At 66.5% G+C, this 12,302-nt stretch carries 13 protein-coding genes; 1 reads left to right on the top strand and 12 read right to left on the bottom strand.

Going from position 1 to position 12,302, the window contains the following annotated elements:
• Window positions 1-15 precede the first annotated feature (15 nt).
• Window positions 16-702, bottom strand: coding sequence for a sulfite exporter TauE/SafE family protein (locus QM772_RS17745; RefSeq protein ID WP_415138828.1), 687 nt, complete (start codon window positions 700-702; stop codon window positions 16-18).
• Complete coding sequence (gene hemN, locus QM772_RS17740; protein ID WP_415138826.1) at window positions 702-2,084, bottom strand: oxygen-independent coproporphyrinogen III oxidase; 1,383 nt, start codon at window positions 2,082-2,084, stop codon at window positions 702-704. Before hemN ends, QM772_RS17745 begins: the two co-directional genes overlap by 1 nt.
• Window positions 2,085-2,219: 135 nt before the next feature.
• On the opposite strand from hemN, the gene fnr reads away from it, so the two are divergent.
• On the top strand, window positions 2,220-2,939 hold the full coding sequence (fnr, locus tag QM772_RS17735) for a fumarate/nitrate reduction transcriptional regulator Fnr (protein WP_415138824.1): 720 nt from the start codon (window positions 2,220-2,222) through the stop codon (window positions 2,937-2,939).
• A gap of 69 nt (window positions 2,940-3,008) precedes the next feature.
• On the opposite strand, the gene QM772_RS17730 is transcribed toward fnr, so the two are convergent.
• From QM772_RS17730 to nuoI, 10 genes are all read right to left on the bottom strand, one after another.
• A complete protein-coding gene (locus QM772_RS17730; protein ID WP_415138822.1) occupies window positions 3,009-3,476 on the bottom strand; it encodes a DUF1178 family protein in 468 nt (155 codons plus the stop codon).
• 4 nt (window positions 3,477-3,480) lie between these two features.
• On the bottom strand, window positions 3,481-4,071 hold the full coding sequence (locus QM772_RS17725; protein WP_415138820.1) for an NUDIX domain-containing protein: 591 nt from the start codon (window positions 4,069-4,071) through the stop codon (window positions 3,481-3,483).
• Window positions 4,072-4,077: 6 nt separating this feature from the next.
• Window positions 4,078-4,383 carry a DUF2818 family protein gene (locus tag QM772_RS17720; RefSeq protein WP_415138818.1) on the bottom strand — a complete coding sequence of 102 codons (306 nt, stop codon included), beginning with the start codon at window positions 4,381-4,383 and terminating at the stop codon, window positions 4,078-4,080.
• A 4-nt stretch (window positions 4,384-4,387) separates the two neighbouring features.
• A complete protein-coding gene (locus tag QM772_RS17715; RefSeq protein ID WP_415133872.1) occupies window positions 4,388-5,449 on the bottom strand; it encodes an IS630 family transposase in 1,062 nt (353 codons plus the stop codon).
• 313 nt (window positions 5,450-5,762) lie between these two features.
• Entirely contained in the window at window positions 5,763-7,253 is a 1,491-nt protein-coding gene (gene nuoN, locus QM772_RS17710; RefSeq protein ID WP_415138816.1) for an NADH-quinone oxidoreductase subunit NuoN, read from the bottom strand.
• 10 nt (window positions 7,254-7,263) lie between these two features.
• Complete coding sequence (locus QM772_RS17705; RefSeq protein ID WP_415138814.1) at window positions 7,264-8,739, bottom strand: NADH-quinone oxidoreductase subunit M; 1,476 nt, start codon at window positions 8,737-8,739, stop codon at window positions 7,264-7,266.
• A gap of 19 nt (window positions 8,740-8,758) precedes the next feature.
• Window positions 8,759-10,789 (bottom strand): NADH-quinone oxidoreductase subunit L, encoded by a 2,031-nt coding sequence (gene nuoL, locus QM772_RS17700; protein WP_415138812.1) that lies wholly within the window; start codon window positions 10,787-10,789, stop codon window positions 8,759-8,761.
• 7 nt (window positions 10,790-10,796) lie between these two features.
• Entirely contained in the window at window positions 10,797-11,105 is a 309-nt protein-coding gene (gene nuoK / locus QM772_RS17695) for an NADH-quinone oxidoreductase subunit NuoK (RefSeq protein ID WP_415138810.1), read from the bottom strand.
• The gene (locus tag QM772_RS17690) at window positions 11,102-11,773 is read right to left on the bottom strand and encodes an NADH-quinone oxidoreductase subunit J (RefSeq protein ID WP_415138808.1); all 672 of its coding nucleotides are present in this window, start codon (window positions 11,771-11,773) and stop codon (window positions 11,102-11,104) included. The genes nuoK and QM772_RS17690 overlap by 4 nt, the downstream gene beginning before the upstream one ends.
• A gap of 14 nt (window positions 11,774-11,787) precedes the next feature.
• Window positions 11,788-12,297 carry an NADH-quinone oxidoreductase subunit NuoI gene (gene nuoI / locus QM772_RS17685; protein WP_415138806.1) on the bottom strand — a complete coding sequence of 170 codons (510 nt, stop codon included), beginning with the start codon at window positions 12,295-12,297 and terminating at the stop codon, window positions 11,788-11,790.
• Between the last annotated feature and the right edge of the window lie 5 nt (window positions 12,298-12,302).

The raw sequence follows: 12,302 nt of genomic DNA, 5'->3' as shown, positions 1-12,302 counted from the left end.
TCAAATCTGTAGTTTTCAGTGCGTGACAGGCACCACGCACCAAGGCGCCTGCTCGTGCACCAGGCCCATCCACAGACCCCAACCGGCGGTGACTATCAGGGCCAGGCCGGCCAGGCGCATGCCCCAGGCGCCGCGGCCGTTGGCGCCCAGGCGCAGCAGCAGCCACGGCCCGGCCCACAGCGAGATCCCCGAGCCCAGCGCGAACAGCGCCATCACCCCGGCACCGCCGGCCACGCTGCCGGCCAGCGCGGCCACCATCAGCGCCGAATACAGCAAGCCGCAGGGCAGCAGCGCCCAGGCCACGCCCAGCCCGAGCGGCGCGGCCAGGCCCATCGACTGCGTGGCGGCGCGCACGCGGCCCCAGACGCGGCGCGCGCCGCTCTCCAGCCACACGGGCTGGCGCGCCTGCACCAGCAGCAGCAGGCCCAGCAGCACGGCGGCGACGTGCACCATGGTCCACGCGGGCCGCAGCGCGGCGCTCTGCACGGTGAGCCAGCCCAGCCCCTGCATGCTGGCGGCGGCCAGCGCGCCCAGGGCCGAATAGCCGGCGAGCCGGCCGAGCTGGAAGAAGCCGATGGCCTGCGTGCCGCGCGGCGCCGCCGCCTGGCCGATGCCGGCGCAGGCCGCGCCGCACATGGCGATGCAGTGCGGGCCGCCCGCCAGCCCCATGAGCAAGGCGGTGACGGCGAGCGAAGTCTGCATCAGATGATTTTAGAAAACCGCGCGCGGTTGCGGTCGGCTTGCAGGTACCGGTCGAACACCATCGCCACGCCGCGCACGAAGAACCAGCCGGTGGCGGTGACCTGGATGCCGCTGTCGGTCAGGCGCACCAGGCCCTGTTCTTCCATCGCGCGCAGTTGCGCCAGCTCGGCGGCAAAGTAGCCGCGGAAGTCGATCAGGTGCGCCGACTCGACGGATTCGTACACCAGCTCGCCCTGGCACATCAGCGCCATGATGACGGCGCGGCGCAGCAGGTCGTCGCGCGACACGGCGAGGCCGCGCACCACGGGCAGGTGGCCCTGATCCAGCAGGTCCTGGTATTCGGCCAGGGTCTTGGCGTTCTGGCTGTAGGTGGCGCCGACCTTGCCGATGGCGGACACGCCCAGGCCGATCAAATCGCAGTCGGGCTGCGTGCTGTAGCCCTGGAAGTTGCGGTGCAGCCGGCCCTGGCGCTTGGCGACGGCCAGCGCGTCGCCCGGCAGCGCGAAGTGGTCCATGCCGACGTAGACGTAGCCGGCGGCGTCGAACGCGGCCAGCGAGCGCGCCAGCATGCTCACCTTGTGGGCCGCGCCGGGCAGATCGATGGCGATGATGCGCCGCTGCGGCTTGAAGCGCTCGGGCAGGTGCGCGTACGCGTAGAGCGCGATGCGGTCGGGCCGCAGATCGGCCACCTGGGCCAGCGTGCGGTCGAAGGATTCGGGCGTCTGCTTGGGCAGGCCGTAGATCAAATCCACGTTGACCGACTCGAAGCCGATGCGCCGCGCCGCCGCCACCAGCGCGAACACCTGTTCGGCCGGCTGCACGCGGTGCACGGCCTTCTGCACGAGGGGGTCGAAGTCCTGCACGCCGAACGACAGGCGGTTGAAGCCCAGGCGCGCCAAGGTGCCGAGGCGCGCCTCGTCGATGGTGCGCGGATCGACTTCGATCGAGTATTCGCCGCCCGGCACCAGGGCGAAGTTGCGGCGCAGCATGGCCATCAGCTCGCCCAGCTCGTCGTCGCTCAAAAAAGTGGGCGTGCCGCCGCCCAGGTGCAACTGGCTGACCGACTGCCCGGCGCCGATGCGCTGCACGTGCAAATCCACCTCCTTGCCCAGGTAGCGCAGGTAGGGCGCGGCGCGCTCGTGGTGCCTGGTGATGATCTTGTTGCAGGCGCAGTAGTAGCACAGCGACTCACAGAACGGCACGTGCACGTACAGCGACAGCGGCAGCGGCGAGGCCGCCAGGCCGGTGCGGCGCTGCGCCAATGCACGCACGTAGTCGTCGGCGCCGAACGCCTCCACGAAGCGGTCGGCCGTGGGATACGAGGTGTAGCGCGGGCCGGGCACGTCGAATCGGGTCAGCAGTTCGGTGGTGATGGCTGGCATCGCAGGGGTTCCTTCTATCCCAGCCCGTACTGTGGCCCGGGCAGTCCCCGCCGAACTTGACCAGGATCAAGGCCCCGGCCGCCGAGCCTTGCCGCAAGTCAAAAGCGCGGCTTCGGTGGCCTAGAATGGGTCGTCATGACCTTGCAAGCCATCAAAGTCGCCTGCTCCAACTGCAACCTGCGCGAGCTGTGCATGCCCGTGGGCCTGTCGGACGGCGACCTGGGCAAGCTGGACAGCCTGGTGACGATTCGCCGCCGGCTCAAGCGCGGCACGCCGCTGTTCTCCAACGGCGACCCGTTCAACGCGCTCTACGCCATCCGCACCGGCTTCTTCAAGACCAGCGTGGCCACCGAGGACGGGCGCGACCAGGTCACCGGGTTCCAGATGGCGGGCGAGATCATCGGGCTGGACGGCATCGTGGGCGACCGCCACACCTGCGACGCCATCGCGCTGGAGGATGCCGAGGTCTGCGTGATGCCCTACGAGCGCATCGAGGAGCTGTCGCGTGAAGTGCCGGCGCTGCAAAGCCACGTGCACAAGATCATGAGCCGCGAGATCGTGCGCGAGCACGGCGTGCTGCTGCTGCTGGGCAGCATGCGCGCCGAGGAGCGCCTGGCCGCCTTCCTGCTGAACCTGGTGCAGCGCCTGCACGCGCGCGGCTTCTCGCAGTCGGAGCTGGTGCTGCGCATGACGCGCGAGGAGATCGGCAGCTACCTGGGCCTGAAGCTGGAGACGGTGAGCCGCACCTTCTCGAAGTTCGCCGACGACGGCATGGTGGAAGTCAAGCAGCGGCACGTGCGCATCGTGGACACGCAGGCGCTGCGCAACGTCGTCAACTCGCCGGCCTGCCACTAGGGCTGGCTCAAAGCCAAATCGGCCTCCAGCGCCCGCCAGTCAAGCGCGAGCAGCTATCAAATCAGTAGTTTATTGCAACGGACCCTTGAGGCCGGGCGGCAGGGGCAGCGGCACGACGGCAATGCCCTCGTCGAGCAGTTCTTCAGTCTGCTCGCGCGTGGCCTGGCCGCGGATGGCGCGCTCGTCGGCCTCGCCGTAGTGGATGCGGCGCGCCTCATCGGCGAAGCGCTCACCCACGTCCTCGGTCTGCGCCATCACCTGGCGCACCAGGTGCAGCCAGGCGGCCTGCATGGCCGCCGGCGGCAGGGCGGCCACATCGCTCTGGCCGGCCGGCACCGTCACCGCTTTGCCCTGTTCAGGTTCGACGCCGCCACCCAGGTTCAGGCGCGGCGCGCTGGGCAGCTTGGCGATGGACCTGTCGCCGCACACCGGGCATTCGAGCAGGCCGCGCGCGAGCTGGTCCTGGAAGTCGTCTTCGGAGGCGAACCAGCCTTCGAACGAATGGGCGTGGGCGCAGTGCAGGTCGAGAACTTTCATGGCGTCAGGTGTCGGATGCGGGCTGCCAGTCGAGCGACCAGGTTCCCGCCAGCACGTTCTGAAGCCAGAACGCGCCGATCAGCGTCTTGGCGTCGGTCACCTGGCCATCGCGGCACCACTGCATCAGCTCGCCAGTCGTGGCGGTGAAGACTTCGAGGAACTCGCCCTCGTCCAGCCGGCGTTCGCCCAGCGTCAGGCCGCGCGCGAACCAGACCTCGATGAACTCGGTGGAATACGCCACCACCGGGTGCAGCACGCCGGCGCGCGCCCATTCGCGCGCGGTGTAGCCGGTTTCCTCCAGCAACTCGCGGCGCGCGCAGGCCAGGGTGTCCTCGCCCGGGTCGATCTTGCCGGCCGGGAACTCGATGATGGTGCGCTGCACCGGGTAGCGGTACTGGCGCTCCAGCACCAGGCGCGGCGCACCGTCGGCCGCTTGCAGCAACGGCACGACCATCACCGCGCCGGGGTGGACGATGTACTCGCGCTGGGCCGTGCCGCCGTCGGGCAGCCGCACCTCGTCACGGAAGGCGTGCAGGAAGCCGCCGCGCAGCAACGCCTGCCCGTGCAGCTTGTGTTCCGTCAGGTCATGCGCCACGGCGGTTCAGCCGCGTCGCCGCAGCAGGTAGCGGTACACGAAGCCGGGAAACGCCAGCGTGAGGAACAGCGCGGCGGTAATGGCGTAGAACTCCCAGCCTTGGGAATAGATTTGCCCCGCGCGCTGCTCCAGCAACAGCCCGATGCCGCCAACGATGAAGTAGCACAGCACCAGTTCCACCAGCCGCCAGGCCAGCGGCTTGGCGCCGCCGCGCAGGGGTACCACGGCCATCAGGCGCTGGTTGGCGAACGGCAGGTTGGCAGCCACCAGAGCCAGCAGGATCAGCGTCCAGATGACGGCGGTCTGCGACATCCCGCTAGTCCACTGAAACAGAAGAACTGGATGTGATGCGGCGCCCCGGATCGGAGTACTTCCACATGATGGGCTTGGCTTGCTGGTTGTACTGGCGGATGTATCGCATGAGCTTCTTGTCGAGGTCCTTGGTGGACGTGAAGATGCCGCGGGTGATCACGTCGCGCTGGATGCGGGCGAACCAGTTCTCGACCTGGTTCAACCAAGACGAGTACGTGGGGGTGTAGTGGATTTGCACGTGACGATGCTTGGCCAGGAACTGCTCGACCAGTTCGGTCTTGTGGCTGCTGACGTTGTCGCAGATGACGTGAATCTCGCGCCGCGGCGATTGCGAGGAGACGATGTCTTGCAGGAACGCGACGAACTGTTCGCTGGTGTGGCGCGCAGCTGTCTTGCCCAGCACCTGGCCCGTGGCTGTGTTCAGCGCGGCGAACAGGCTCAGGGTGCCATTGCGCTTGTACTCGAACCCATGGCTTTCGGCGCGGCCCGGCGACAGCGGCAGCATCCGGTCCTTGCGGTCCAGGGCCTGGATGGCGGTCTTCTCATCGACGCAGAAGACGACCGCGTGTGCCGGCGGACTCAGGTACAGACCGATCACGTCGGCCGCCTTGGCCTCGAAGTCGGGATCGTTGGACACCATGTGGCGCTCCAAACGGTGAGGCCGCACCCCGTGCTTGCTCCAGATACGCTGCACGGTCATGAAGGAGATATCGCCGAGTTCCGCAGCGAGCTTGCGGCTGCTCCAGTGCGTGGACCCATCCTTGGGCTTGTGCTTGAGCGTACGGTCCAACACCCGTGCCTCCAGGCGCGCCACCGGCTTGGTCGGCTTGCGGCCCGGATAAAGCGACACCAGGCCCGCCGCGCCTTGCTCGCCATACGCGGTCGTCCAACGGGTGACGAACGCGTCGTTGCAAGCCAGCTTCGAGCGGATGTCTACCCGCCGCTGGCCATCGGCCCAAAGCAGAACACACCGTGCGCGGCGCGCCTGCGCCGCCCCACCGCTGTGCTTGCGCAGCATCGCTTCAAGTTCCTCGCGTTGGTCGGGCGTCAGCATGATTCGTTGCATGCCTCATCATCTGAGGTCAATGCATCCGATTTCAATGTTTCAATGGACTAGGGCCTGCTAACGCCATGGAAGGGGATCGCGTTGCCTCGCCAAGGGGCTGGATGCCAGGCGCCCGTGCGCAGCAAGGCTGGCGCCTTGCAAGCGCGGGCAACGCCGCAGACGGCCCCTTGGCGAGGCAACCCGGAGGGAAGCTCAGCACAGCCCACCCCTCGGCGTTGCGCTCCTTGTGCGTACCGGCGTACGCACGGCGTCGCGCGCCTTGATGGGCAGGCTGTGCTGAGCTTCGTGACCCCTTCCATGGCGTTAGCAGGCCCTAGGTCGCCAGCATCTGCACGACGGCGCGCGCGCACAGGGCCATCAGCGCGCCCGGCACGATGCCCAGGATCAGCAGCAGCGCGCCATTGAGCGACAGCAGCGCGCGCATGTCCCATGGCGCGCTGATCGGGCTGGCGGCGCCCATCGGTTCGTCGAAGTACATGACCTTGATGACGCGCAGGTAGTAGAACGCGCCGATCAGCGACATCATGACGGCGAACACCGCCAGCGCGATGTGGGCCGCCTGCCCGGTGCTGATCAGCGCTTGCAGCACCGACAGCTTGGCCTGGAAGCCCACCAGCGGCGGCAGGCCGGCCAGCGAGAACAGGCAGACCGCCATGATGCCGGCATACAGCGGGCTGCGCTGGTTGAGGCCGGCGAAGTCGGTGATCTCTTCGTGCTCGAAGCCCTCGCGCGACAGCAGCAGGATGATGCCGAAGCTGGCCAGCGTGGTCAGCACGTAGGTGACGATGTAGAACATCGCCGAGCTGTACGCATTGGCCGCGCCGAGCGCGTTGTTGTTGACCACGCCCGCCATCAGGCCGAGCAGCACGAAGCCCATCTGCGCGATGGTCGAATACGCCAGCATGCGCTTGAGGTTGGTCTGGGCGATGGCGGACAGGTTGCCGATCAGCAGCGAGGCGATGGCCAGCAGCGCCAGCATCTGCTGCCAGTCGATCGCCAGCGGCAGCAGGCCCTCGACCAGCAGGCGGATCGCCATGGCGAACGCCGCCAGCTTGGGCGCGCCGCCGATCATCAGCGTGACGGCCGTCGGGGCGCCTTGGTAAACATCGGGGATCCACATGTGGAACGGCACGGCGCCGAACTTGAACGCCAGCCCGGCCACGATGAACACCAGCCCGAACACCAGCACCTGCTGCCGGATCTGGCCCGAAGCGATGGCCTTGAAGACGCCGCCGATGTCCAGCGTGCCGGTGGCGCCATACAGCATGGACATGCCGTACAGCAGGAAGCCCGAGGCCATGGCGCCCAGCACGAAGTACTTCATCGCCGCCTCGACCGAGGCCACGTGGTCGCGCCGCAGCGCCACCAGCGCGTAGCTGGCGAGCGTCAGGCATTCGAGCCCCAGGTACACCAGCAGGAAGTTGTTGGCCGAGATGATGACGTGGATGCCCAGCAGCGACAGCAGGCTCAGCACGTACCATTCGCCGCCGCGCAGCATGCCGCGCTCCAGGATGTAGCCGCGGGCGTAGACGAAGGTCGCCAGCACCGCCAGCGCGGCGAAGCACTTGAGCCAATTCGCCATCGGGTCGCTGACCACGAGGCCGCCGAAGCCGTAGACCGTCTGCCCGCTGTGCGCGTAGTAGCCCGTCAGCACGGCCAGCACCCCGAGCGTAAGCACCGAGAGGAGGTAGGCTGCCATCCGGCGGCGGCCCTTGTCGAGCAGGTCGACCAGCGCGATCACGCAGGCCATCACCAGGAGCAGGATCTCCGGGTAGACGGCCATCCAACTGAATCTGTCCATCATTGCCACGCCCTCAATTCAGCTTGGAGACCGCCACCTGCTTGATCAGGTTGGCCACCGACGCGTCCATGACGTCGGTGATGGGTTTCGGAAACAGGCCCATCCACAGCACGGCGACGGCCAGCAGCGCCAGCATCAGGAACTCGCGCCCGTTAATGTCGGTGAGTTCGCGCACGTGGTCGTTGGCCACCGGGCCGAGGTACACACGCTTGAACATCCACAGCGTGTAGGCGGCGCCCGAGATCAGCGCCGTGGCGGCCAGCAGGCCGAGCCAGAAGTTGGCCTGCACGGTGCCGAGGATCACCATCCACTCGCCCACGAAGCCCGCCGTGCCCGGCATGCCGCAGTTGGCGAAGGCGAACAGCAGCGCGAAGGTGGCGAAGCGCGGCATGGTGTTGACCACACCGCCGTAGGCCGCGATCTCGCGTGAATGCACCCGGTCGTACAGCACGCCGATGCACAGGAACATGGCGCCCGAGACGAAGCCGTGCGCGATCATCTGCACCAGCCCGCCGGCGATGCCCAGCGGGTTGAAGACGAAGAAGCCCAGCGTGACGAAACCCATGTGCGCCACCGAGGAGTAGGCCACCAGCTTCTTCATGTCCTGCTGCACCAGGGCGACCAGGCCGACGTAGATGACGGCGATCAGCGACAGCGCGATCATCAGCCAGGCCCACTCGCGCGAGGCGTCGGGCAGGATCGGCAGCGAGAAGCGCAAGAAGCCATAGGCGCCCAGCTTCAGCATGATGGCCGCCAGCACGGCAGAGCCGCCCGTGGGCGCCTCGACGTGCACGTCCGGCAGCCAGGTGTGCACCGGCCACATCGGCACCTTGACCGCGAAGGCCGCGAACATGGCGAAGAACAGCAGCGTCTGCGCCGTGTCGCCGATGGGCATGGCCTGCCAGACGAGAATGTCGAAGCTGCCGCCCGAGCGCGTGTACAGGTAGATGAAGGCCACCAGCGTCAGCAGCGAGCCGAGCAGCGTGTAGAGGAAGAATTTGAACGCCGCGTAGATCTTGTTGGGGCCGCCCCAGATGCCGATGATCAGGTACATCGGGATCAGCGTGGCCTCGAAGAAGACGTAGAACAGCACGCCGTCGAGCGCGCTGAACACGCCGATCATCAGGCCCGAGAGGATCAGGAAGGCCGCCATGTACTGATTGACCTTGCGCTGGATCACTTCCCAGCCGGCGATGACGACGATCACCGTGATGAAGGCCGTGAGCAGCACGAACCAGAGCGACAGGCCGTCCACGCCCAGGTGGTAGTTGACGTTGAAGCGCGGAATCCACGGCGCCTTCTCGACGAACTGCATCTCGGCGGTGCCCAGCCGGAAGCCGCCGTAGAGCGGCAGCGTGACGAGGAAACTGACCAGGGAGCCGATGAGTGCGATCCAGCGCACCAGCGGCGCCTGATTCTCACGGCCCAACGCCAGCAGCACGGCGCCGATGACGATCGGCATCCAGATGGCAAGGCTCAACCAACCCATGTTGTTATCCCGCTCTTCGTTATTTGTTGAGCCAGACGAAGTACGTCATCAGCACGAACACGCCCAGGATCATCACCAGCGCGTAGTGGTAGAGGTAGCCGGATTGCAGCCAGCGCACCACGCCCGAGAACCAGCCCACCAGCTTCCACGAGCCGTTGACCACGGCGCCGTCGATCAGTGCGCGATCGCCGCCCTTCCACAGGCCGGTGCCCAGCATGCGGGCGCCGCGGGCGAGGATATTCTCGTTGAACCAGTCCAGGTAGTACTTGTTGTCGAGCAGTTTGTAGACCGGCTGGACCGCGCGCTGGATGGCCGCCGGCAGCGCCGGGTTGACCATGTACATGTAGTAGGACAACGCCACGCCCGCCAGCGCCAGCCAGAACGGCAGCGCCGTGAACCCATGCAGCGCCATCGGCACCCAGCCGTGGATTTCCTCGGCCAGTTCGGCCATCGCGTGGTGTTTCTCGTGATCGACATGGATCACGCCTTGGAAGAAGTCGCCGAACAGCATCGGCATCAATGCCATGGCGCCGATCACCACCGAAGGAATCGCCAGCAACACCAGCGGCAGCCACACCACCCAGGGCGATTCATGCGGCTTGTGGTCGTGCCCGTGGTCGTGCCCGTGGTCGTGCCCATGGTCGTCGTGGTGCGCGTCGGGGTTCCGGTCGTAGCGCTCCTTGCCGTGGAACACCAGGAAGTAGAGGCGGAACGAATAGAAGGCCGTGACGAACACGCCGGCCAGCACGGCGAAATAGGCGAAGCCGGCGCCGGGCAGATGGCTGGCGTGCACTGCCTCGATGATCGCGTCCTTGGAGTAGAAGCCGGCGAAGAACGGCGTGCCGATCAGCGCCAGCGAACCCAGCAGGAAGGTGATCCAGGTGATGGGCATGTACTTGCGCACGCCACCCATCCAGCGGATGTCCTGGTTGTGGTGCAGACCCATGATGACCGAGCCGGCCGCCAGGAACAGCAGCGCCTTGAAAAAGGCGTGCGTCATGAGGTGGAACACCGCCACCGAGTAGGCCGAGGCGCCCAGCGCCACCGTCATGTAGCCGAGCTGCGACAGGGTGGAATAAGCCACCACGCGCTTGATGTCGTTCTGGATGATGCCCAGGAAGCCCATGAACAGCGCCGTGATGGCGCCGATGACCAGCACGAAGCTGAGTGCCGTGTCCGACAGCTCGAACAGCGGCGACATGCGCGCCACCATGAAGATGCCGGCCGTCACCATCGTCGCCGCGTGGATCAGCGCGGAGATCGGCGTCGGGCCTTCCATCGAGTCGGGCAGCCACACGTGCAACGGGAACTGCGCCGACTTGCCCATCGCGCCGATGAACAGGCAGATGCAGATCACGGTGATCAGCATCCACTGCGTGCCCGGGAAGGTCAGCGTGGACAGCTCGCCCGCCTTGGCGAAGGCGTCGGCATAGTTCAGCGTGCCGGCGTAGGCGGCGATCAGGCCGATGCCCAGGATGAAGCCGAAGTCGCCCACCCGGTTGACGAGGAATGCCTTCATGTTGGCGAAGATGGCGCTAGGCTTGTTGAACCAGAAACCGATCAGGAGGTACGACACCAGGCCCACCGCCTCCCAGCCGAAGAACAGCTGGAGGAAGTTGTTGCTCATGACGAGCATCAGCATCGAGAAGGTGAACAGCGAGATGTAGGAGAAGAAGCGGTCGTAGCCGTCGTCCTCCGCCATGTAGCCAATGGTGTAGACGTGCACCATCAGCGACACGAAGGTCACCACGCACATCATGGTGGCGGTCAGGCTGTCGATCAGGAAGCCCACTTCCATCTTCAGGCCACCGACCACCATCCATTCGTAGAGTGTCTGGTTGAAGCGCGCGCCGTCGGCCACCACGCTCTTGAACGTCATGGCCGACAGGATGAAGGCCGCCAGCACGCCCAGGATGGTGGCCGTATGCGAGGCCGTGCGGCCAATGCGGTTGCCGCCGAAGGCCGTGCCCAGGATGCCCGCGATCAGCGAGCCCGCCAGCGGCGCCAGCGGCACCGCGAGCAGCGTGGCGGCGGAAAGGGTCTGACTCATGGCTGGATCACCCTTTCAGCGAGTTGAGCTCGTCCACGTTGATGCTGGACTTGGCGCGGAACAGCAGCATCAGGATCGCCAGGCCGATGGCCGACTCGGCCGCCGCGACGGTGAGGATGAAGAACACGAACACCTGCCCGTGCATGTCGCCCAGGTAGTGCGAGAAGGCGACGAAGTTGAGGTTGACCGCCAGCAGCATCAGCTCGATGGCCATCAGCAGCACGATCAGGTTCTTGCGATTCAGGAAGATGCCGACCACGGAAAGCGCGAACAGGATCGCGCCCAGGGTCAGGTAGTGGGCCAGTGTCAGCGTCATTTCTTGACCTCCTCGGCAGGCGCGCCGGGGACAGGTTCGGCGGGCGGCGGGGCCTGTGTGGGCGCCAGCCTGACCATCTCGAAGCGGTCGCGCGCGCGCACGCGAACCTGGAGGGACGGATCGATCTTCTTGCTGTCCTTGCGCTCGCGCAGCGTGAGCGCGATGGCGGTGACCATGGCCACCAGCAGGATCACGGCGGCGATCTCGACCGGGTACAGGTACTTGGTGTAGAGCAGTTCGCCCAGCGCCTTGGTGTTGGAGTACTGCACGGCCTGCCCGGCCGCGTCGGTCACGGTCTCCGGCACGACGGGCGCATCGCCCAGGCTAAAGCCGCGGAACAGCACCATGGCCATTTCCAGCGAGATCACGGCGCCGATCCCCAGCGCCAGCGGAAAGTGGCGCCAGAAGCCCTGCCGCAGGCTGTCGATGTTGATGTCCAGCATCATCACGACGAACAGGAACAGCACCATCACCGCGCCCAGATAGACCAACACCAGCGTGATGGCCAGGAACTCGGCCTTCAGCAGCAACCAGATGCCGGCCGCCTGCGAGAAGGTGAGCATGAGGAACAGCACCGCGTGCACCGGGTTGCGCGCGGTGATCACCCGGAATGCCGCGAACAGCATCACGAGCGAGAACAGGTAGAAGAAGGCGGTCTTGACGTCCATGATGGTGTGCGCCTTCAGCGGTACGGCGCGTCCGCCGCCTTGGCCGCCGCGATCTCGGGTTCGTAGCGGTCGCCCACGGCCAGCAGCATGTCCTTGGTGAAGTACAAGTCGCCGCGCTTCTCGCCGTGGTATTCGAGGATGTGCGTCTCGACGATCGAATCAACCGGGCAGCTCTCCTCGCAGAAGCCGCAAAAGATGCACTTGGTCAGGTCGATGTCGTAGCGCGTGGTGCGGCGCGTGCCATCGGCGCGCTGGCCGGCCTCGATGGTAATGGCCAGCGCCGGGCACACCGCCTCGCACAGCTTGCAAGCGATGCAGCGCTCCTCGCCGTTCTCATAGCGGCGCAGGGCGTGCAGGCCGCGGAAGCGCGGCGACAGCGGGGTTTTCTCCTCGGGGAACTGCACCGTCACCTTGCGGGCGAAGGCGTAGCGCCCGGTCAGGGCCATGCCCTTGAACAACTCCACGAGCATGAAGCTCTTGAAGAAGTCGCGGATCGAAAAAGGGGAAGCTGCTACGGAAGCCATGGTTC

The organism is Ottowia sp. (assembly GCF_047601385.1).
Taxonomy (GTDB): domain Bacteria; phylum Pseudomonadota; class Gammaproteobacteria; order Burkholderiales; family Burkholderiaceae_C; genus Ottowia.
Note: the sequence above shows the minus strand (reverse complement) of the source record. Positions and strands in the feature narration are given on the sequence as shown.

What these genes read in the sequence shown, in the direction of transcription:
- QM772_RS17745 (WP_415138828.1), bottom strand. Translation starts at nt 702, where the DNA reads ATGCAGACTTCGCTCGCCGTCACCGCCTTGCTCATGGGGCTGGCGGGC.
- hemN (WP_415138826.1), bottom strand. Translation starts at nt 2,084, where the DNA reads ATGCCAGCCATCACCACCGAACTGCTGACCCGATTCGACGTGCCCGGC.
- fnr (WP_415138824.1), top strand. Translation starts at nt 2,220, where the DNA reads ATGACCTTGCAAGCCATCAAAGTCGCCTGCTCCAACTGCAACCTGCGC.
- QM772_RS17730 (WP_415138822.1), bottom strand. Translation starts at nt 3,476, where the DNA reads ATGAAAGTTCTCGACCTGCACTGCGCCCACGCCCATTCGTTCGAAGGC.
- QM772_RS17720 (WP_415138818.1), bottom strand. Translation starts at nt 4,383, where the DNA reads ATGTCGCAGACCGCCGTCATCTGGACGCTGATCCTGCTGGCTCTGGTG.
- QM772_RS17715 (WP_415133872.1), bottom strand. Translation starts at nt 5,449, where the DNA reads ATGCAACGAATCATGCTGACGCCCGACCAACGCGAGGAACTTGAAGCG.
- nuoN (WP_415138816.1), bottom strand. Translation starts at nt 7,253, where the DNA reads ATGATGGACAGATTCAGTTGGATGGCCGTCTACCCGGAGATCCTGCTC.
- QM772_RS17705 (WP_415138814.1), bottom strand. Translation starts at nt 8,739, where the DNA reads ATGGGTTGGTTGAGCCTTGCCATCTGGATGCCGATCGTCATCGGCGCC.
- nuoL (WP_415138812.1), bottom strand. Translation starts at nt 10,789, where the DNA reads ATGAGTCAGACCCTTTCCGCCGCCACGCTGCTCGCGGTGCCGCTGGCG.
- nuoK (WP_415138810.1), bottom strand. Translation starts at nt 11,105, where the DNA reads ATGACGCTGACACTGGCCCACTACCTGACCCTGGGCGCGATCCTGTTC.
- QM772_RS17690 (WP_415138808.1), bottom strand. Translation starts at nt 11,773, where the DNA reads ATGGACGTCAAGACCGCCTTCTTCTACCTGTTCTCGCTCGTGATGCTG.
- nuoI (WP_415138806.1), bottom strand. Translation starts at nt 12,297, where the DNA reads ATGGCTTCCGTAGCAGCTTCCCCTTTTTCGATCCGCGACTTCTTCAAG.